The organism is Streptomyces sp. NPDC058674 (assembly GCF_042716505.1).
Lineage (GTDB): Bacteria > Actinomycetota > Actinomycetes > Streptomycetales > Streptomycetaceae > Streptomyces.
Map to the genome: position 1 here is coordinate 1 of NZ_JBHXSC010000099.1, position 19,692 is coordinate 19,692.

Consider the following 19,692-nt stretch of genomic DNA (forward strand, 5'->3'; position numbering starts at 1 on the left):
CCGGGCGGGCGCCGCTCACGCGGGGACCCGTCCGACGAAGGTGTGCGTGATCCCCGTCTGCCACCCCGGCAGCGGCAGCACCCGTAGGTCCGTGAAGCCGGCGGCGCGCATCCGCGCGGCGAACTCCGCCGCGGTGTCGAAGCCGAGCACGCTGTGCCACAGGTGCGCGTACAGCCCGTCGTCCCCGCCCATCCGGCCCAGCGGCATGATCACCGCCCGGCACACCGCCGTCCACAGCGCCCGGTGCACCGGCTTCCCGCTGAGGGCGTACTCGTGCACGGCGATGCGCGCGCCCGGCGCCATCACGGAGCGCACCGAGGCCAGCGTCCGGTCGGGATCGGGCACGTTGCGGAAGAGGTAGGCGGCGAAGACGGCGTCGAAGGGCCCGCTGACGCCCGCCTCGGCGAGCCGGTCGGCCGACGCCCGGACGAAATCGACGCCGACGGGCCACTTCTTGGCCGCGGCCCGCTCCAGCATGCCGCGGGAGGCGTCGACCCCGGTGATGCGGGCCCTACCCGCGGCGGACAGCAGCGCCGCCGTGGAGGCGCCGGTGCCGCAGCCCAGGTCCAGGACGCGGGCGCCGCGGCCCGCGTCCGGCAGGCCCAGTCGGCGGGCCGAGCGGCGCAGGTGTCCGTGGTAGCCGGGACTGGCCCCGACGAGCAGGTCGTACCGGGGAGCGGCACGGTCGAAGGCAACGGACAGGACGTCGTCGCGCAGCAGTGACATGACAGCCTTTCAGCGTCGTCCCGGCCCCGCGGCCGGGACGGATCGGCGGAGCAGGGGCAGTTCCAGGAGCGAGCGCAGCATGGGCAGGACGGGCGTGCGCAGACCGATGCCGAAGTCCTCCCGGGGCGACGTCGCGCCGTCCAGGAAGCGCAGGACCCGCTCGGTCGGGACGGTCGAGAAGAGGTGGGTGAAGAAGGCCCCGCCGTCGACCCGCCCGGTGTCCAGCGCGCGCAGCAGCACCGCGTCCATCGTCCGCGCTCTGCGCCCGTGCACGGCCGGCGTCCGGGCGGGCGAGCGGCCCGCGCGGACCGCCTCGGCGAGGTGGCGGCTCTGGCGCTGGATCGCCGAGAAGGTGTAGCCCGTGGCCGGCCGGGTCGCCCCGCCCGCGGCGCCGATGACGTACACGCGGCGCCCGTGGCGCCGGGGGTAGGCGCCGTCGCTCATCGGGATCACCCCTTGTTCGCTCTCCCGCACCGCGTAGTCGCCGAGGCCCAGGACCGACGTGCAGTACCGGTGCAGGGCCCGGTCGTACGCCGCCCCGCTCAGGGCGGCGCGCGAGAACTCCGTGTACTCGACCAGTGCGTCGTGCCGGCTCAGCGGAAGTACGTAGCCGAAGGCGAGCCCGCGGTGCGGCTGGGGGAGGCGGAAGTCCATCAGGGTCGCCGCACCGGGGTCGAAGGCCGGCCGGGCGGTCCGCACGAACCACCCCCGGAAGTGCTGGAGCAGCGTGGTCCGTGCGGCGGGGAGCCGCCGCGGCGGGCGCGAGTCGAAGACCAGCCCGGACCGGACCACGCAGGGCGCCCCCGACGCGTCGCGGCCCCGGACCACCGCACCGCCGTCGGTGTCGTGCGCCGACTCCACCGTCATCCGGCGCACGTCTACCCCGTACGCGCCGAGCCGGCCGGCCATGGCCGCCTCGAACCGGTCCGACCTCAGCATCTTGTACCGCATGGGCGCCAGCGGACGGTCGACCACCGCGCCGTCCGGAGCGTACAGCCGCAGCCGGTCCCAGCTCGCGGACAGCATCGCGTCGTAGGGGCCGGCGCCCGCCTCCCAGTAGCACCAGGTCCGGGCAGGCGGACGCAGCGGCCCGGGCGGGGCCTCGACCACGACCACGCGCGGCGCCGGCCCACCGCTGGGGAGGGGCTGCGCGAGGCTCACCGCGAGGGACAGCCCGGCCGCCCCGGCCCCGACCACGGTCACATCAGCGTCCCAGCTCACCCTTCGGCCTCCGCCCGTCGCGCCTACCGTCCGTCTTCCCCGCCGGGGCCCCCGGCGGATGCAGCCTCATGTGCCGCGTACGACGGAGCAGTTCGGTCGGCGTCGGCCGGCGTGGTGGTCCTCCCCGCCGGGTCCCGGGGCTACTGCCTGGCGCTGGGGACGGCGAGGGGCTCGTCCGGAGCGCTCTTCTTCGCCTGCTCCATCCGCTCGCCGAGTTCGGTGAGGCGGTTGCGGCCCATGGCCTTGCGGACCTCGGGGAACCACTCCTTCTCCTCCTCCTCGACGTGGTGGCGGACGTTCTCCATGAGGACGCTCATCTTGGCGTCGAACCGCTCGTCCTTCGGGTCGAGGTCCTTGAGTTCGGACAGCATCCACAGCACGACGTGGTGCTCCTCGACGCTTTCCAGGACGTGGTCCTTGGTGTCGGGGGCGGCCTCGCGCGCCGCCGGGTAGAAGATCTTCTCCTCGATCCAGGTGTGGGTGGTGAGCTCGTCGATCACCTGGTCGGCGATCCTCCGCTTCTCGGCGTGGTCCTCGTCTCCGGCCTTCTCGAACTGCTTGAACAGCTTCTCGACCGTCTTGTGGTCTTCCTTGAGCAGCACGATCCCGTCCACCAGCGCCTCCTCGGCATCGACACAGGGGGCGGCGCGGTCCGCCACCCCGACGCCGTGTACCCCGCCGGCGGACGGGTAGACTCCGCGCTGCCCGCGGTTGGCCCGGACGAGTGACCGGGCCTACGCCGTACGCCGGGCCGGGCCGGGCCGGGGCGGCGACCGCGAGGGCCGCGGGGGCCGGCGACCGCGGACGGGCCGTCGGCCGCCGGTCGGCCGCCGCACGGCCGACCGGGGCACCGGGCTCAGACGAGGTCGAACCTGTCGAGGTTCATCACCTTGTCCCAGGCGGCCACGAAGTCACGCACGAACTTCTCCTCCCCGTCGCGGGAGGCGTAGACCTCCGAGACGGCGCGGAGCTGGGCGTGGGAACCGAAGACGAGGTCGACCGCGGTGGCCGTCCACTTGACCTCGCCGGTGGTCCGGTCCCGGCCCTCGAACACGTTCTCCGCGGAGTCCGACGCCTTCCACTCCGTGCCCATGTCGAGCAGGTTGACGAAGAAGTCGTTGGTCAACGCCTCCGGGCGCTCGGTGAACACGCCGTGCGGGACCTGCCCGAAGCTCGTGTTCAACGCCCGCATCCCGCCGACCAGAACCGTCATCTCGGGCGCGGTCAGGGTCAACAGGTTGGCACGGTCCAGCAGGAGGGTCTCCGGTGACAACTTCTCACCGTCCTTGAGGTAGTTGCGGAACCCGTCCGCCCTCGGTTCGAGCACGGCGAAGGTCTCCACGTCGGTCTGCTCCTGCGAGGCGTCCGTACGCCCCGGTGCGAACGGGACCACCACGTCGTGCCCGGCGTTCCTCGCGGCTTGCTCGACGGCCGCACACCCGCCCAGGACGATCAGGTCGGCGAGCGAGATCCTCCTTCCGCCGGACTGTTCGCGGTCGAAGTCCTGTCGGATCCGATCCAGGGTCCGCAGCGCCTCGGCCACCTCGGGCGCGTTGTTGACCTCCCAGTCCTTCTGCGGCGCGAGTCGGATCCGTGCCCCGTTGGCCCCGCCGCGCTTGTCGGTGCCGCGGAAGCTCGCCGCCGACGACCAAGCGGTGGTGGCCAGCTGCGAGACGGAAAGCCCGGACGCGAGGATCCTGCTCTTGAGCGCGTCGACGTCCTCGCCCGAGACCAGCTCGTGGTCGACCGCGGGGACGGGGTCCTGCCACAGCTGCGGCTCGGGGACCCACGGGCCGAGGTAGCGCGAGAGCGGGCCCATGTCGCGGTGCAGCAGCTTGTACCAGGCCTTCGCGAACGCATCCGCGAGCTTGTCCGGGTTCTCGTGGAAGCTCTTCGCGATCGGCCCGTAGACCGGATCGACGCGCAGCGCGAGGTCCGTCGTCAGCATCATGGGAGCGTGCTTCCTCGACGGATCGTGGGCATCCGGCACGGTGCCCCGGGCCGACGGGTCCGTGGGGGTCCACTGCTTCGCCCCGGCGGGGCTCGTCGTCAGCTCCCATTCGTACCCGAACAGGTTGTCCAGGTACCCGTTGTCCCACTTCGTCGGCTCGGAGGTCCATGCGCCCTCCAACCCGCTGGTGAGCGCGTCGACGCCCTTGCCGCTGCCGTACGTGTTCCGCCAGCCCAGGGCCTGCTGCTCGACGGGACACGCCTCGGGCTCAGGGCCGATGTATTCGGCGCCGACCGCACCGTGGCACTTTCCGAACGTGTGGCCGCCGATGATGAGCGCGGCCGTCTCCTCGTCGTTCATCGCCATGCGTCCGAACGTCTCGCGAATGTCCCTGGCGGCGGCCAGCGGATCCGGGTTGCCGTTGGGCCCCTCCGGATTGACGTAGATCAGCCCCATCTGCACGGCTCCGAAGGGACCGGTGAGCTCCCTGTCGCCGCTGTAGCGCTCGTCCCCGAGCCACGCGTCCTCGGGTCCCCAGAAGATCTCCTCGGGCTCCCAGATGTCCTGCCGCCCGAAGGCGAACCCGAACGTCTTGAAGCCCATGGACTCCATGGCGCAGTTGCCGGCGAACACCAGGAGGTCGGCCCATGAGATCTTCCGGCCGTACTTCTGCTTGACCGGCCAGAGCAGACGGCGCGCCTTGTCGAGACTCGCGTTGTCCGGCCAGCTGTTCAGGGGAGCGAAGCGCTGAGCGCCCGCCCCGCCGCCGCCCCGGCCGTCGGCGATGCGGTACGTCCCGGCGGAGTGCCAGCTCATCCGGATGAACAGCGGTCCGTAGTGGCCGTAGTCGGCGGGCCACCAGTCCTGCGAGTCCGTCATCACCTCGAAGACGTCGCGCTTGAGCGCGTCGACGTCCAGGGTCGCGAACTCCTCCGCGTAGCTGTAGCTCTCGCCCATCGGGTCCGCCAGCGGGGAGTGCTGGTGGAGAACCTGCAGGTCCAGCTGATTGGGCCACCAGTCCCGATTCGACCTGGGGCGGGTGGCTGTGGGGGTCGGGGCGGGGATTACCGGGTTCTCGCTGTCGCTGCCGGACACGTCTGACCTTCTTCCTGTGTCGCTGTTGCTGGCTGCTCGACCGTGACGCCGGGGCCCGCGCTCACAGCGTGCGGTGCCACCACGGACCGGCACCCGACGGCGCCCGCGGCGGTCGCTTCGGCGCCGGCGGCCGACGGGGATCCGTCCTCACGAACGACGCCGGTGGTGGAGCGTGGGTCGGCGCGTCCGTATGGTCGCGCACCGGACAGCCCACCGTCGCGGGAACACGCAGAGCGCCGGCGTCCAACACGCAGCCGCGATCCCTACCGTCCTTCCGGCCCGGCGCCGGACGGCTGTCCGTCGTACTGGACCAGGCAGAACTCGTGCTCCTCCGGATCGGTCATCACGACGACCACACCCCCGTCGTGGTCGTGCCGCTCACCGGTGAACCGGCCTCCCAGGGCGACGACCTCGGCCATGCCCCGGTCGATGTCGTCGACCGCGACGTCGAGGTGGAGGCGTACCTTGCCCCGCTTGGGCTCCGTCGCGGGCTGGAAGACCAGGCGGGGCTGCGGGTCTCCGGGACCGCCGAGGTAGACCCAGCCCGGCCGGGAAGGCCCCGGCGGGCGGTCCAGGAGCCTGCTCCAGAATGCGGACACCCGTTCCACGTCGACGCAGTCGACGGTCACTCCGACCCAGCGGTTCGGCACGGCTTCTGAACTCCTGTCATCTCGCACGGCTCCAGGGCGCCCGACGACTGTACGGTCCGGCCTCCGCCCCCCGCCGCCGAAGCGGAAAATCCCCGGGGGAGCGGCCCCGGGCCGGGGAGGGAGGGCGGCGCCGTCCGCGGAAGCCCCCTGATCCGCTACGCGGCGCCGCGCATCCCGAGGACGTAGGCCGCGGTCAGGGCGACGCCGCGGTCCTCGTCGTGCGACAGCTCTTCGAGGGCACGCGACGTCGTCACCCCCGGGACATCCGCGAGCGCCTGTGCCAGCCGTCGCCGGGCGGCCGGTTCGAGGCCGGCGCGGCCGAGGCTCCCGACGAGCCCGGTGGCGATCCGGTCCGCCAGCGCCGGGTCCGGCCCAGCCGCCAGCGCCCCCAGCGCATCCGCCGCGTCGACGTCGTTCCACCCCTCGACGACCATCTCGATGAGCGCCGGGACCGCGTCGGCCGCCCCGCGCGCCCCGAGCGCCAGGGCCGCACACCTGCGGACCGCGGCGTCGGGGTGCGCCAGGGACTCCCGCAGCAACGCGGTCGCCCCACCGCCCGGAATCTCGGCGATGGACCGGACGGCGCGTTCGCGCACCTCGGCCGCGCGCGAGGCGAGGCCCTCCGCCAGCCGCGCCAATCCGGCATCGCCCGATCGCTCCAGAGCCCATCGGAGGGCGCCGGCGACGTTCGCGTCCGTCTCGTTCAGCGCCGCCTCGACCAGTGCTTCCACCGGCACCGGATCTTCCGCGACCGAGGACAGGGCCGCCCGCTGGCGCGTCTCAGGGCTCTTCGAACCCAACGCCTGGAGGAGCGTGACGACCTGGAGGACGTCCTCCCAGCCGGCGGGCTCCGCGGCGTCGATGCTTAGGAGCCGGGTGAGCAGCTCCGTCTCGCCCGCGATGCGTTCACGCGTCTGGCGGATGAGGTCGTCGACGAGCCCCGAGGGGGTGAAGCCGGGGTCATCCAGCGCCCGCCCCACGTCGCGCAGCGACAGCCCCAGCGACCGGAGGCTCTCGATGTGGAAGATCCGCCGGATGTCCTCGCCGCCGTACTCCCGGTACCCGGCGCCGCTACGCCCCGTCGGCCGCACCAGGCCGAGCGAGTCGTAGTGCCTGAGCATGCGGGCGCTGACCCCGGAACGACGCGCCACCTCACCGATCAACACGGACCGTCATCCTTCCCGCACGGTGTGGCCCAGGGCCACGACGCGCTTCGCCTCCTCGATCGCGAACCCGGCTCCCGCATCAGGGTCGCGCAACAGCCACTCCGTGGCGACCGCGTGCGCGTGCACCCCTGGGTCGGGATTCGTCATCGCGGCGCGCAGAACCGGCGCCGCCGCCTCGCCCAGCTCGACCAGCGCCCGGCTGAGGCTCAACTGCGTCTCCCGGTCGCCGCGCCCGAGCTGCGACGACAACGCCGCGGCCAGTGCGGGCTCCTCGCCCTCGGGCACGAGCACGACCGCCGCGCGCCAAGCGCTCCGCGCCACCTCGTCGTCGGCGTCGGACAGCAGCGTGTCGGTGATGGCCGGCCACGCCCGTCGATCACCGATCTTGGACAGTGTGTGCAGCGCCTGGCTCCGTGCCTGCGCACGTTGCGAGCGGACTTCCCCCACGAGCTTCGGGACCGTCACCGACGCGGGCTGGCGGGTGAGCGCCCAGGTGAGCATGTCGCGCACGTAGAAGTCGGGTTCGATCGCGCACCGCTCCACGAGCGGGTCGACGAACCGCGGGTCGGCGGCGGCGCCGGCCGCCAGCGCGGCCCGCAGCCGCACCGACGAGCGACCGTCCTCCAGCTCCCGAAGGGCTCGCAGCGCATCCGTGTCCTGTTCCGGCATGATCATCAAGATTGCCTCCTCGGCCACAGTGAAGACCTTGTCACCGTGGCAAGGTCAAGCGGGGTGGGGCCGGCAACGGGTCGGGGAGGGGGCGGGGACGTCGCGGCGCGTTCCTCCCGGGCACCGGGCGCTGCGTCATCCCGCCGTCATCCCGCCGTCGTCCCGCTCCGCCGCCCGTCCGGGCCGCAGGCCGGCCTGGCGGAGCGCGAGCTCGGAGAGGCCGGCGATGACGTGCCGGTCCCCGCGTCGCCAGGCATCGGCGAGACCGCCCGGAGGGACGGGGACGGTGGCCAGATCGCTCAGCGGGCCGGTGAGGGCGCGCAGGGCGAGCAGGTCGGCGCCGCCGGGCGCGTCGAGGAGGCGCCCGGTGGTGGCGCTGCGCCGGATCCACCGCAGGCGCGGGGGGAGCCACAGCAGCAGGACGAAGGCCACCGGGATGACGATCAGAGCCGTCGTGGTCAGGGTCGCGACCTGGCCGACGGTGTGCTGGAGCGACTGGCCCGCGTCGGCGAAGCCGGTACCGGCGTCGGCCGCGGACCGGAGCGGCTTCTCCAGGAGGCTGCCGACGAGCGGCACCTTCGAGGCGGCGTCGCCGGCCTTGTCGAGTTCGGCGGCCAGGCTGTTGCCCGAGGTCTCCACCGTCCGCCCCGGCCGGGCCAGCAGCATGATCGCCTCGCGGACGGCGAGGGCGAACCACACCGCGGCGGCCACCAGGACCACGGCGATCAGGTCCCCCAGCACCTGGCGGTTGCGGCGTGCCGGGATCTGGGCGTAGAGGCGCATCGGCGGGCTCCCGTTCGGGTCACGGCGTCCAGGGGGGCCGGCGCCGCCCGTTGGGGCTCGGCCGGTCGGTCGACCGTACGTCGGATGGGACTCTTCCACCGGTCTCCGGCGGCAAACGTCCGCGGGCTCCGCCCACGAGAAGGCCTCAGCCCTCGAGGGGGATGCCCAGCCGGTCGGCCAGGGTGGTGAGCGTCGTCCCCAGGGGGAGCGCGACCCGGGCGGCGGCGTACCGGTCGCCGCGGGTGGGGTCACGGTTGACGATCACCACGGGCTTCCCCTCCCCGGCCGCCTGGCGGACGAAGCGGAGTCCGGACATCACCGTCAGGGAGGAGCCCAGCACCAGCAGCGAGGTCGCCGCCCCGACCAGGGCGCGGCACTCCTCGACCCGCCGGGGCGGAACGGCTTCGCCGAAGAACACCACGTCCGGTTTGAGGACGCCGCCGCAGTCCGAGCAGGGCACCACGCGGAAGTCCCCCACCTGTCCCTCGGTGAGGTCCGCGTCACCGTCCGGGTTCAGTCCCGCGGCCACCGGCTGGAAGCCCGCATTGGCCTCCTCCAGCCGCCGGGCCAGCTCCCGGCGCGAGCCGGCGGCTCCGCACGAGAGGCACACGACCCGGCCCAGGCTCCCGTGGAGTTCCACCACGCCCTCGCTGCCCGCGGCCTGGTGCAGGCCGTCGACGTTCTGGGTGATCACGCCGGAGAGCACACCGCGGCGCCCGAACGCAGCCACCGCCCGGTGCCCGGCGTTGGGCCGGGCCCGGCCGAACGTGCGCCAGCCGAGGTGGCTGCGCGCCCAGTACCGGCGCCGCGCCCGAGCACTGGCGGTGAACTCCTGGTAGGTCATCGGGGTGTGCCGGCTCAGGCTCCCGCCCTCGCCCCGGTAGTCGGGGATGCCCGATTCCGTGGACATGCCCGCTCCGCTGAGCACCAGCACACCGCCGGCCCTCAGCGCATCGGCGACTGGCTCCGAATCCGTGGTCCCGGGCAGCGGGTCCCCGGTGGGCGTCCAGGTCAGTGTGGGGCGCATGCGCATGCCGCCAGCGTACGGAACCACACGGCGCGGCGGCGCGCCGTCGTGGCGGACGTGGCCGCGGGCCGCCCCCGTGGAAGACGCCCGCACCCGCTCACGCCCCGGGGCCCGCTCCCGCCCCCGCACCGCCTCCGGGCTGGCCGCCGTCCTCCGCCGATGCGGCAGGGGGGAGGCCGGCCCGTGCCCGTACGACGTCCGCCCAGGCGTGCATCACCAGGGCGGTTCCCTTGAGTACGCCATAGATCCCGAGCACGACCGCGGCGGGTGCCCCTCCGACGGCTGTCACGACCTGGGCGGCGTCGGCCGGGGTGAGCCGCCCGACGCTGATCTGCTCGAAGACGTGAGCCGTGGCGTGGTAGGAGAGCACGAAGAGAATGAGCGAGAGCCCCAGGAGGAGCAGGACCTGCCGCGCGTCCGCACCGAACCGCATCCGGGCCAGCGCTTCCCGCTGGAGTCCTTCCGCCTCCCGCACGATGCTCACCGCCTGCCTCAGGTTGAGGTCCAGACTGAGCTCCCGGTGGCGCTGCGCCGCGTCCTGCCGCGCCTTCTCCCTCCGGGCCCTGTCCAGGCGCCGTGTGCGTTCGTCCGGATCCTCCTGGTCCGGTCCCGATTCCCGGTCCAGCTGCGCCAGGTAGGCGTCGACGGAGAGCGGATCCATCGCGGAGAGCCGGTCCATCCGCTGCTTCTCGTCGGTGAACTTGGCCCGAAGACCCAGCCAGTAGTCGTCGGGTCCGGCCCTCCTCACCCTCTCCGCGTGCCGGCCCACGAGCAGGAGAAAGGGGAGCAGGGCAGCCACGGCGACTGCCGCGCCGGCGGAGCGCGACGTGATCGGCGCGTCCGCGACCCGGAAGAGCGCGAGGGCAACCAGCCCGGCGGAAGCGACACTTGACCCACCCAGCCGTAAGGCGGAGGGCGCACGGTCCCGCCACGTACCTGTCATGGTCACATGATCGTCAGTCCCTCCCGGCGGCTCCGCGGACTGCGGCAAACGTGACGTACTCGTTACCCCCGCCTGGCGATCAGGCGGTACGCGTTCGTGAGCCGGAGCCGGCCCGCCAGGGGACCCGCGACCAGCCGGTCCAGCGCGGTCGCCGCCAGCAGCAGCGGTACCCCCGCGAGCAGCACCGCGGTGCGCAGTGCCCGGCGCCAGGCCCCGGGCGGCGCGGACAGCCACGGCAGGTCCTCCCGCGGGGCGACCGCGTCCAGCGCGACCCACGCCGCGGCCACGAGGTCGACCGCGTCGTGCGCCTGCGCGTGTTCCTCGGCCAGGACCGTGAAGCCGCTCTCGGCCAGCCGTCGGCGCAGGTTGGCCGCCGGCGCGAGGTGCAGGTGCTGCGGCTGGAGCCAGGGCAGCCACCACCGGCCCAGCAAGCGTGCGAAGCGGCTCTCGGGATCCGGTACGTCGATCACCAGCAGCCCGCCCGGCCGCAGCACGGTGCGGGCGGCTTCCAGTTCGCCCTGCGGGTCGGTGCAGTGCTCCAGGTAGTGGAACATGCTCACCACGTCGTACGAGCCGGGCAGCCGTTCGGCCAGCTCGGGGAACGTCCCCCGGCGGCCCCGGCGCACCCGGCCGGCCCGCTCGGCGAGCTCCGCGCCGTCGGAGCGGTCCAACCCGTCGAAGGCCACCGCCGGGAGCACGGCACGGGCGCTCTCGCAGAAGTGGCCGTGCCCGGTACCGACGTCCAGCCACTCGGCGGCTCCCGCCAGGTGCGGCCGTACCGACTCCGCCCGGGAGCGGTAGGACGCGGTGCGTCCGCCGAACACGCCGCCGAGCCGCTCCTCGCCGAGGCCGTCGTAGAAGTCGCGGTAGTAGAAGGCGAGCCCGCGCTCGTTCAGCCGGGGGTTCTGGAAGAGGTGCCCGCAGTCGTGGCAGCGGTCGAGGGCGAAGACGCCCGGCTTGTGCTGGAAGAGGTCCGTGGTGCGCAGGTGCCCGCCGATCCGGCCGGAGCCGCACCAGGGGCACGCGCGGGCGCGCGGGCCGAAGAAGACGGCCGTGCCCTCGGCCAGCTCCTCCCGGTAGGCGGCGCGCAGCGCGGCCACCCGGAGCGTCCGGGCCGTGCGGGATGCGGAACTCATGCCTCCTCCTTGCGGTCGTCGGCCAGTCGTTCCAGGTGGCGGGCGGCTGCGGGGGCGCCGCCGGCGCTGCGGAAGGCCCGCGCGATCGTACGGGCGGCGGCCCGGGGGCCGGGGTCGTCCAGGACGGTGTCGACGGCCGCGCCGATCGTGTCGGCGCCGGCCCGTCCGAAGCGGATCCGTACGGCCGCCCCGGCGCCCGCGACCTGCGCGGCGACCACCGGCTGGTCGTCGCGGATGGGCGCGACCACCAGGGGGACGCCGTGCCAGAGCGCCTCGCACACGGTGTTGTGGCCCCCGTGGCAGACGACGGCGTCGGCGCGGGCGAGCAGCTCCAGCTGGGGGACGGCGGGCAAGGCGATGACATCCCGGTCCCCGGCGCCGCGACCGGAACCGGTAACCGCTCCGGCGTCGGCGCCGCCGAGCGTGCCCTCCGGGTCGACGACGACGGCCTGCACCCGGGCGGCCCGGTCCCGCAGTGCCCGCGCCGCCCGGTCCAGGAAGCGCGCCCCCACGTCGGTGTTGGCCGTGCCCAGGGTGACCAGGACCAGCGCGCGTCCCGGATCCAGCCGCTCCCAGGGGAAGGCGCCGGCGGGGCGGGCCGTCAGGGAAGGCCCGACCCAGCGCACCCGGTCGCCGCCCCGTACGGCTGGACCCGCCAGCTCCGGCGTGCTGAAGGCGAGGACGAGGTGGGGGGAGAAGCGGGGGTCGCCGCTCCCCGCCGGATCGCCGATCCGGGCGCGCAGGTCGCGCAGCAGGGCCTCGTTCCACGCGGCGACCCGGGGCATGGACGCCAGGGCGTCCGTGAACTCGGCCGAGGTCGTCGCAGAGGTGGCCCACTTCAACCGCAGGTCCTCGGCGACGAGGGCGCCGGCCAGCGCCTGCTGGTCGGCGACGACCACGTCCGGGCGGAACGCGTCGACCGCCTGCCGGACGCCGGGGGCCATCGCCTCGGCGAGCGGGACGAGGAAGCGCTCCCACAGGAACCGCAGCGCCTCCGGCCCGCGCATCTCCGCGGGCCGAACCGCGTCCCGCGCCGTCCCCGCGCCGAGACCCGCCCCGGGCGGCGGGCACGGGTGGACGGTAGCGTCCCGCCCCGCGAGGCGGCGTACGAGACCGGGCTCGCCCGCCCACGCCACCCGGTGGCCCCGGGCGGCGAGCGCGGCCGCGACCCCCACGGCCGGGTTGATGTGTCCGACCAGGGGCGGCACCACGAAGAGGAAGCGGCTCACCGGACACCCGCCCGGGCCGCCACGGACGGCCGGGAGTGCCGGCCGATCCAGTCCAGGACGAGATCGCGCACCCGGCCGGGCGCCTCCACCAGGACCGAGTGCCGGTGGCCGGGCAGCAGCTCGGTCACGCAGTGGGGCAGGAGCGCCCGCATGCCGGGCGCCTGCGCGGCCAGGTCGGAGTCGGCGCCGTAGAGGGCGAGGACCGGGCAGCGGATCGCACGGATGTCGTCGTCGCCCAGCACCGCGCTCGCCGGGATGTCCCGGGCGAGGGTGGTGTCGCGGACGAGCCGCCCGGCGGACTTCGCCAACCGGGCGGTGTGGCCGCCGTGGTGGGCGGCGATCCAGTCGAGGGCGGCGTCCTCGTTGACGCTCATCTCGTGGCGGACCCGCTCCAGCAGCCCGGCGAGCTTGGCCGCCCAGGCCGCGGTCGCCGGTTCCGACTCGATCACCACCATGCCGGCCACCCGCTCCGGCCGGCGCAGTGCGTGGCCGAACGCGACCGTCCCGCCGTAGGAGTTCCCCACCAGGTGCACGGGGGTGCGGACGCCGAGCCGGTCCAGGAGCGCGTCCAGGTCGTCGACGAACGCCCCGAGCGTGTAGCCACGTTGCGGCCGTCCGCTGCGGCCGTGGCCCCGGTGGTCGTACATGACCACGTCGAGGCCGGCCGCCGCGAAGGCCGGGGCGACGGTGAAGTAGTAGCTGGCGAGGCTGTCGGTGAGCAGGCCGTGGAGCAGTACGACGGTGCCGAGCGGAGCCGCTCCGGCGGCGGTCGGGCGGGCCGCCAGGCGCTGGACGTGCAGCCGGACGTCGCCGGTGTCGACGATCGCCATGGCTCAGTCCCGTCCTGCGGCCTTCAGGCACAGGCAGACGTGCTCGACGAGCCGGCCCACGCTGAGCTCGATGATCTCCTCCAGCTCCATGGAGGCCACGAACTCGGCGAAGTTGACCAGGCGGCCGTAGCGCTCCTCCAGCAGACCGGCGAGCGTCACCAGGTCGATGCTCTCCAGTTCGAGGTCGCGGCCGAACCGGGTCTCCATCCCGATCTCGGTGTCGTCGAGTCCGTACTCGCCCAGGACCCGTTCGATCATGGCCGTCAGTTCGGCGAGGACCGCTGCCTCGTCGGAGGGTACGGAACCGGAGGGCACGGAGCCTGCGGGCACGGAGCCTGCGGACGCGGAGCCGGTCGGTGCGGAGCCGGTGGGCCGGGTGGTGGTCACGTCTGGTCCCTTTCGTCACGGATGGCGCCCGCCCCCGGCTGATCAGGGTCCGGGCCGGTGGTCCAGGCCACGACGTACGCGCGCGGCGGCAGTCCGGGCGGATTGGCGACCTGCTCGCACGTCACCCGGTACGTACGGGCGGGCAGGGCCGTCCCGCCGGAGGCACGGCCCGTATCGGACGTGCCGTACGGGCGTACGGCCACGGTCAGCCGGTCCGCCCCCGCGCAGGTCACCTCGAAGTCGCGCGGCCGGCCGCCGAAACCGGTGCCCTCGGCCTTCGCGACGGCCTCCTTCGCGGCCCAGAAGCGCGTGAACCACAGCCCCGGCGGGTCCTCGCCGGCTGCCTGCCGGGCAGCCAGCAGTTCCCGCTCGGCCGACGAGAGCGCGGTGGCGGCGGTCGCCTCGGCCGGCTCGGCGACCTCCTCGATGTCGATGCCGATGCCCGGGCCGCCCGGTCCTGTGCCGGGAGCCCCGCCCGCGTCCGGGGACCGGTACCGCGCGAGGGCGACGCCCGCCTCGGCGCGGTGGGCGATCGACACCTCCAGCGGCGGGAGCTCCCGGCCGTGGCGCCCGGTGACGTACGGCCGGCCCGACGCGTCGTTGCCGACGAGGAGCTCGGCGGGGTAGACGGGGCCCTCGCCGTCCTCCCAGAGCAGGCGGCGCACGGCGTCCTTGGCCGCGATCCGGCCGAGCAGCCACTGCCGGCGGCCCCGGGGCGGCCGCTCGGCGTACGTCGTGCGCTCCGGTCCGCCCAGCGCGTTGCGCATGATCAGCTCCCGCGAGGCGAGGTCGGGCCAGCGTTCGTACACCAGCGACCAGCCGCCGGGACGGGCGGCGGAGAGGGTGTTGCGGTCCGGGAACCGCTCGACGGGCCGGGTGTGGGGGTCGTTGTCGAAGCGTCGGTCCTGCCAGCCGGTGAGCTGCGCCCACACCCGGCCGGAGACGGTGAGCACCGCGTCCGCCTCCAGCACCGTGTCCGTCAGGGACACGATCCGGATCACGCACTCCACCGGCGTGCCCGGGGCCGGGTGCGGGCCGTGGAAGCGCATGTGCCGCATCCGCACCGGGAAGACCACAGTGCGGTCCTGGTGCGTCGCCATGATCCAGTAGCCGAGTACCTGGCCCACGTTGTCCAGCAGGGCCCCCGGCGCGGGCGGGGTGGTCAGCGTGGCGCGGACGTGCCGGTCGCCGATCGCGGACAGCCGGGCCATGCCCCGGTACGACGGGCCGTGGAACATCCACCGCTCGCGGTAGACCTGCTCCGCGGTGTGCGCGGGGACGCGCTCCGAGCCGGGGTCGGGAGGCTCCGGAGCGGCGGGCGGCCTGGGGTGGCGGTCCGCCAGCTCCACCACCGCGCGGGCGTCGGCGCCGAACGACACCGCCACGCGGTCCGGCCCCCGCCGCGTCACGGTGACGGGCACGTCCACGGGGTCGGCGGCCGTGAGCCACCGGTCGAAGCACGCGTCGTGCACGGCCACGGCCACGCTGCCGGGAGCGGAGCGCTCGGCGGCCGCCATCAGGTGCGCCACGATGGTGGTGGCGGGCACCACGGGCCACCGGTCGGCGACATCGGGCCAGCCGGCGCGCTGCGGGAAGAAGCAGTGGTCGAGCAGGTACGGCATCCGGTCCACGCCGACCCGTACGCTCTCGTGGTGGACGACCCCGCCGGAGCCCGCGGGGCCCGCGGCGAGCGGTGCGGGTGGCGCGGGCGGCCCGGTTCGCACGGTTCGCGCGGATGTCAGCCCCGCGGACCCGGGGGCAGGCGGCCGGTGCGACCCCTGCGGCACCGGCGACCCGAGCGGTATCTGCGCTACCTGCGGCACCTGCGACCCGAGCGGTATCGGCGACCCGGGCGGCACCGGCGGCATCGGCGACCCGGGCGACCCGGGCGGCACCGGCGCCACCTGCGACCCCTGCGCGCCCGGCGGCACCGCACGGCGTGCCGTGCCGGTCGGCCGGGGGGCGCCCGCCGCCGCGATCAGGGTCGCGGCCGTCTGCGCGGTCTCGCGCAGCAGGGCCGTCAGTTCGGCCGCCACCGGTGACGCGGACGCGGCCGGGGCGAGGGCGGCGGCCGGATCGCCGGTCAGCGCGGTCACGAGTGCCGGGTCCGGCGGCAGGTCCACCAGGGCGCTCCCCAGGTCGAGGCGCACGCGCCCCCGGCCCGCGTCCGTGGAGGGGACCGGCCCGGGCGCGGGCGGCGGGAGGGCGACGGAGCCGGAGCCGGGCGCGTCCAGCAGGTGCGGGCCGGTCTCCGCCCCGGCCGTCCACAACGCGGCGGCCACCCGCCGGAGCTGCGCCAAGCCGCTGCGGTGCGGGGAGTTGGCGGCGACGACCATGTGGTCGTGCCCGGCCAGGGTGTCACCGACGAGGGAGCCGAGCTGCCCCGGACCGACCTGCACGAAGGCGCGGAAGCCGGCGCCGTACAGGGCCTCGGTAAGGGCGCGGAAGCGCACCGGTTCGAGGAGGTGGCGGACGAACAGGGCGCGGACGGCGGCCTCGTCCGCGGGGAAGGGCGCCGCCGTGGTCCCGGACCAGACGGGGACGTGCGGGGTCCGCAGCCGCATCCCGTCGGCGGCTGCTTTGAAGGGCCCCAGGCACGCTTCGAACATGGGGGTGTGGAAGCCGGACCGGAACGGCAGGACGCGTACGAGGACCCCCTCCGCGCGCAGCGCGGCCGCGAACGCCTCCACGTCCGGCGGCGGCCCGCACACCATCGACTGGCTCGGGGCGTTGTCGTGGGAGAGGACGACGGACGGGTGTCCGCCGTCGGCCAGGAGACGGGTGACCCGGTCCGCGTGGGCGCCCACGGCGGCATACGCGAGGTCGGCGGCCCGTACCGCCTCGGGGTCGAGCCCGGCCATGAAGGCGTCGACGGCCGTCTCCTCGTACAGCCCGCCGACGGCCATGGCGGTCCATTCGCCGACGCTGTGCCCGGCGACGGCGTCGGGGACGACGCCGATGCGGCGCAGGGCCGTGTCGAGCAGGCGTCCGACGGCCACGACGCCGAGCCCGTGCCGACCGAGGCCGCCGCCGGGCTCCCGTACCGTGCCGTCGGCGTGCGGCGCCCCCAGCGGTGGCCGGGGCAGCCCGAAGTGGTCGGCGACGTCGTCGACCCGGGGCGAGAACTCCCCTTCCAGGCCGGGGAAGAGGAACGCGATCCGGCCCGGCCGCCCGCCGCCGAGCAGCGGACGGGGGGTGAACCAGAGGTCGCCCCGCCCGTGCCAGGCCTCACCCTTGGCGACGACGCGGCGGGCCAGCGCGAGGCGCTTGGGCGTGGGGTCGACGATGCCCAGCCGTACGGGTCCGGCGGCGGGGGCGCCGGGTGCCGTCCGCGGGTCGGGGGCGTCCAGCAGGGCGCCGAGCGCCTCGGGCGTCGCCGCGCTCAGGAGCAGCACCCGTTCGCCCTCGCCGACCGCGGCCCGGCGGGCGGCCGGGACGGTGGGGGGCGCCGCGGGGGAGGGGCCGCCGGTGGCGGGGGGCGCCTGTTCCAGGACGACGTGCGCGTTGATGCCGCCGAAGCCGAACGCGTTCACGGCGGCCCGGCGCGGCGTCCCGGAGCCGCTGACCCAGGGGGCCGCCTCGGTCAGCGGGCGGAAGCGGGTGGCGGCGAGCGCCGGGTGCGGGTCCTCGCAGTGCAGGGTCGGCAGCAGCGTGGCGTGGTGGACGGCGAGGGCGGCCTTGACCAGTCCCGCGATGCCGGCGGCGGGCATGGCGTGCCCGATCATGGACTTCACCGAGCCGATCACCGGCCGGTCGGCGCAATCGGCCCCGGTCGGCCCCGGTGGCCCGAACACCTCCCTGAGCGTGGCCAGTTCGGCGGCGTCGCCGGCGGGGGTCGCGGTGCCGTGGGCTTCCAGCAGCCCGAGGGAGTCCGGCTCGGCAGGGTCGAGGCCGGCAGCCCGCCAGGCCGCTCGGACCGCCCTGGTCTGCCCGGCGGGGTCGGGATTGACCAGGCCCGAGGCACGGCCGTCGCTGCTGACGCCGGTCCCCCGGATGACGGCGTACACGCGGTCGCCGTCGCGCTCGGCGTCGGCGAGGCGCTTGAGGACCACCACACCGGTGCCCTCGCCGATCAGGATGCCGTCGGCGCCCCGGTGGAAGGGCCGGATGCGCTCGCTGGGGGAGAGCGCGCGCAACTGCGAGAAGACGCTCCACAACGTGATGTCGTGGCAGTGGTGCACGCCCCCGGCCAGCATCACGTCGCAGCGCCCGGAGGCGAGTGCGGCCACCGCCTGGTCCACGGCGAGCAGCGACGAGGCGCACGCGGCGTCGACGGTGTAGGCCGGGCCGCGCAGATCGAGGCGGTTGGCGACCCGGGACGCGGCGAGGTTCGGCACCAGACCGATGGCGTCCTCCGGCCGGCCCGGTCCGAGGCGGTCGGTGAACGCCGCCCGTACGCGCTCCAGTTGCCCGGCGTCCAGGCCGGGTACGAGGTCGCCGAGCGTGCGTACGAGCTGCCGCGCCGTACGGACGCGCTGGTCGAGCCGGACCAGCCCCGGTGTGAGGTAGCCGCCTCGGCCGAGCACGATCCCGACCCGGTCGCGGTCGGGCAGCCGCTCCGTGCCGCCGGCGTCCGCGAGGGCGCTCGCGGCGACGTGCAGTGCGATCAGCTGGTCCGGTTCGGTGCCGGGCACCGACTGCGGCATGATGCCGAACCGGGTGACGTCGACTTCCGCGACGGCGTCGACGAAGCCGCCGCGGCGGCAGTAGACCCGGTCGGCCACGGCGGGTTCCGAGGCGCTGCCCGGGTGGTAGTAGTCGCTGTCCCAACGTCCCGGCGGCACGTCGCCGATCACGTCGACCCCGGCGGTGAGGTTGTGCCAGTACGTCGCCAGGTCGGGCGCGCCGGGCAGCAGTACCGCCATGCCGGTGATGGCGACGGGGACGTGGGCGGCGCCCCCCTGGGCGGGGAGGGCGCCCCCGTGGGCGGGAAAGGCCATCTCACCACTCCGAGGCGGTGTGGACGACCGAGCTGACCGCCTCCTCGCCCCAGGCGAGTTCCCGCAGCAGCGCCAGGGCGCCCTCCTCGGGGTCGATGAGCGTGACCCCCCGCTGCGCGTAGTGCCGGGCAAGCTCGGGGCCGACCATGCCGGTGTGGCCCTCGGACGGCGCCCACGGACCCCAGTGGACGGTCAGCGCGCGCTGGCCGGTCCGCGCGGCCCAGGCGGCGCCGAGCGTGTCCAGCGCGTCGTTGGCCGCCGCGTAGTCCGCCTGGCCGCGGTTGCCGAGTACGGCGGCGATGCTGCCGAACAGCACGGTGAAGGACGGCGGTCGGGGAAGCTGGTCCAGCGCGCCGAGCAGTGCTGTCGCGCTCTCGGTCTTGGTGCCGTAGACCTGCTCAAACGACGCGACCGACTTCTCCTCCATCAGCCGGTCCTCGATGATCCCGGCGGCGTGCACCACCCCGTCGATGCGGCCGTGCTCGGCGTGGATCTCCTTGACCGCCTGGAGCACGGAGGGCGCCTCCCGGCAGTCCACGCTGCGGTAGCGCGCCCGGCTGCCCGCGGCGCGCAGTGCGTCCAGCGTCGCGGTCACCTCGCGCCGCGCGAGGACCAGGTCGGCGGCGCGGTCGACCTCGGCGGGGGAGCCGTAGCGGCCGGTGCCCGCGAGCACGGCCCGCAGGGCCGCCCGGTCCGGAGCGCCGGCGGTCTCCGGGTCCTCGGGCCCGTCCGGCGCCGGGGTGCGTCCGAGGAGTTCGAGCCGGCACCGGGAGGCGGTCGCGAGAGCGCCCACGCAACGGGCGGTGATCCCGCGGGCGCCGCCGACGACGACCACGACGCTCTCCCGGTCCAGACCCAGGGCCGCCGCCTCGGCGGCGCCCTCGCCCGCCGGCCCCGCCCCCGTGGCGCCGAGGGCGCCGAGCGGCGCCGGGGTCAGCT

At 75.0% G+C, this 19,692-nt stretch carries 16 protein-coding genes; all 16 read right to left on the reverse strand.

Annotated elements, in window-relative coordinates; all coding sequences use genetic code 11:
* Nucleotides 1-15: 15 nt before the first annotated feature.
* Nucleotides 16-726: a class I SAM-dependent methyltransferase gene (locus ACFWU6_RS31790; RefSeq protein WP_383984710.1), complete on the reverse strand. Its 711-nt coding sequence runs from the start codon at nt 724-726 to the stop codon at nt 16-18.
* Nucleotides 727-735: 9 nt separating this feature from the next.
* Entirely contained in the window at nt 736-1,947 is a 1,212-nt protein-coding gene (locus ACFWU6_RS31795; RefSeq protein ID WP_383984712.1) for a lycopene cyclase family protein, read from the reverse strand.
* A 140-nt stretch (nt 1,948-2,087) separates the two neighbouring features.
* A complete protein-coding gene (locus tag ACFWU6_RS31800) occupies nt 2,088-2,561 on the reverse strand; it encodes a hemerythrin domain-containing protein (protein ID WP_383804604.1) in 474 nt (157 codons plus the stop codon).
* A 242-nt stretch (nt 2,562-2,803) separates the two neighbouring features.
* Nucleotides 2,804-4,993: a catalase/peroxidase HPI gene (gene katG / locus ACFWU6_RS31805; RefSeq protein ID WP_383984715.1), complete on the reverse strand. Its 2,190-nt coding sequence runs from the start codon at nt 4,991-4,993 to the stop codon at nt 2,804-2,806.
* Nucleotides 4,994-5,256: 263 nt separating this feature from the next.
* A complete protein-coding gene (locus ACFWU6_RS31810) occupies nt 5,257-5,643 on the reverse strand; it encodes a VOC family protein (RefSeq protein ID WP_383984718.1) in 387 nt (128 codons plus the stop codon).
* 155 nt (nt 5,644-5,798) lie between these two features.
* Nucleotides 5,799-6,809, reverse strand: coding sequence for a HEAT repeat domain-containing protein (locus ACFWU6_RS31815; RefSeq protein WP_383804586.1), 1,011 nt, complete (start codon nt 6,807-6,809; stop codon nt 5,799-5,801).
* Nucleotides 6,810-6,815: 6 nt separating this feature from the next.
* A complete protein-coding gene (locus ACFWU6_RS31820) occupies nt 6,816-7,484 on the reverse strand; it encodes a HEAT repeat domain-containing protein (RefSeq protein ID WP_383804606.1) in 669 nt (222 codons plus the stop codon).
* Between the two features lie 129 nt (nt 7,485-7,613).
* Nucleotides 7,614-8,261 (reverse strand): hypothetical protein, encoded by a 648-nt coding sequence (locus ACFWU6_RS31825; protein ID WP_383804588.1) that lies wholly within the window; start codon nt 8,259-8,261, stop codon nt 7,614-7,616.
* 145 nt (nt 8,262-8,406) lie between these two features.
* Entirely contained in the window at nt 8,407-9,294 is an 888-nt protein-coding gene (locus tag ACFWU6_RS31830) for an NAD-dependent protein deacetylase (RefSeq protein WP_383804590.1), read from the reverse strand.
* A 91-nt stretch (nt 9,295-9,385) separates the two neighbouring features.
* Entirely contained in the window at nt 9,386-10,231 is an 846-nt protein-coding gene (locus tag ACFWU6_RS31835) for a hypothetical protein (protein WP_383984721.1), read from the reverse strand.
* A 62-nt stretch (nt 10,232-10,293) separates the two neighbouring features.
* Complete coding sequence (locus ACFWU6_RS31840; RefSeq protein WP_383984724.1) at nt 10,294-11,367, reverse strand: class I SAM-dependent methyltransferase; 1,074 nt, start codon at nt 11,365-11,367, stop codon at nt 10,294-10,296.
* Nucleotides 11,364-12,596: a glycosyltransferase gene (locus ACFWU6_RS31845; RefSeq protein ID WP_383984727.1), complete on the reverse strand. Its 1,233-nt coding sequence runs from the start codon at nt 12,594-12,596 to the stop codon at nt 11,364-11,366. The genes ACFWU6_RS31840 and ACFWU6_RS31845 overlap by 4 nt, the downstream gene beginning before the upstream one ends.
* A complete protein-coding gene (locus tag ACFWU6_RS31850) occupies nt 12,593-13,426 on the reverse strand; it encodes an alpha/beta fold hydrolase (protein WP_383804597.1) in 834 nt (277 codons plus the stop codon). Before ACFWU6_RS31850 ends, ACFWU6_RS31845 begins: the two co-directional genes overlap by 4 nt.
* 3 nt (nt 13,427-13,429) lie before the next feature.
* Complete coding sequence (locus tag ACFWU6_RS31855; RefSeq protein ID WP_383804608.1) at nt 13,430-13,684, reverse strand: acyl carrier protein; 255 nt, start codon at nt 13,682-13,684, stop codon at nt 13,430-13,432.
* Between the two features lie 125 nt (nt 13,685-13,809).
* Nucleotides 13,810-18,753 (reverse strand): beta-ketoacyl synthase N-terminal-like domain-containing protein, encoded by a 4,944-nt coding sequence (locus ACFWU6_RS31860; RefSeq protein ID WP_383984730.1) that lies wholly within the window; start codon nt 18,751-18,753, stop codon nt 13,810-13,812.
* A 1-nt stretch (nt 18,754) separates the two neighbouring features.
* The coding region (locus ACFWU6_RS31865; protein ID WP_383984733.1) for an SDR family NAD(P)-dependent oxidoreductase at nt 18,755-19,692 on the reverse strand (938 nt) is incomplete at its 5' end.

What these genes read in the sequence shown, in the direction of transcription:
- ACFWU6_RS31790 (WP_383984710.1), bottom strand. Translation starts at nt 726, where the DNA reads ATGTCACTGCTGCGCGACGACGTCCTGTCCGTTGCCTTCGACCGTGCC.
- ACFWU6_RS31835 (WP_383984721.1), bottom strand. Translation starts at nt 10,231, where the DNA reads ATGACAGGTACGTGGCGGGACCGTGCGCCCTCCGCCTTACGGCTGGGT.
- ACFWU6_RS31860 (WP_383984730.1), bottom strand. Translation starts at nt 18,753, where the DNA reads ATGGCCTTTCCCGCCCACGGGGGCGCCCTCCCCGCCCAGGGGGGCGCC.
- ACFWU6_RS31855 (WP_383804608.1), bottom strand. Translation starts at nt 13,684, where the DNA reads ATGATCGAACGGGTCCTGGGCGAGTACGGACTCGACGACACCGAGATC.
- ACFWU6_RS31840 (WP_383984724.1), bottom strand. Translation starts at nt 11,367, where the DNA reads ATGAGTTCCGCATCCCGCACGGCCCGGACGCTCCGGGTGGCCGCGCTG.
- ACFWU6_RS31830 (WP_383804590.1), bottom strand. Translation starts at nt 9,294, where the DNA reads ATGCGCATGCGCCCCACACTGACCTGGACGCCCACCGGGGACCCGCTG.
- ACFWU6_RS31825 (WP_383804588.1), bottom strand. Translation starts at nt 8,261, where the DNA reads ATGCGCCTCTACGCCCAGATCCCGGCACGCCGCAACCGCCAGGTGCTG.
- ACFWU6_RS31820 (WP_383804606.1), bottom strand. Translation starts at nt 7,484, where the DNA reads ATGATCATGCCGGAACAGGACACGGATGCGCTGCGAGCCCTTCGGGAG.
- ACFWU6_RS31850 (WP_383804597.1), bottom strand. Translation starts at nt 13,426, where the DNA reads ATGGCGATCGTCGACACCGGCGACGTCCGGCTGCACGTCCAGCGCCTG.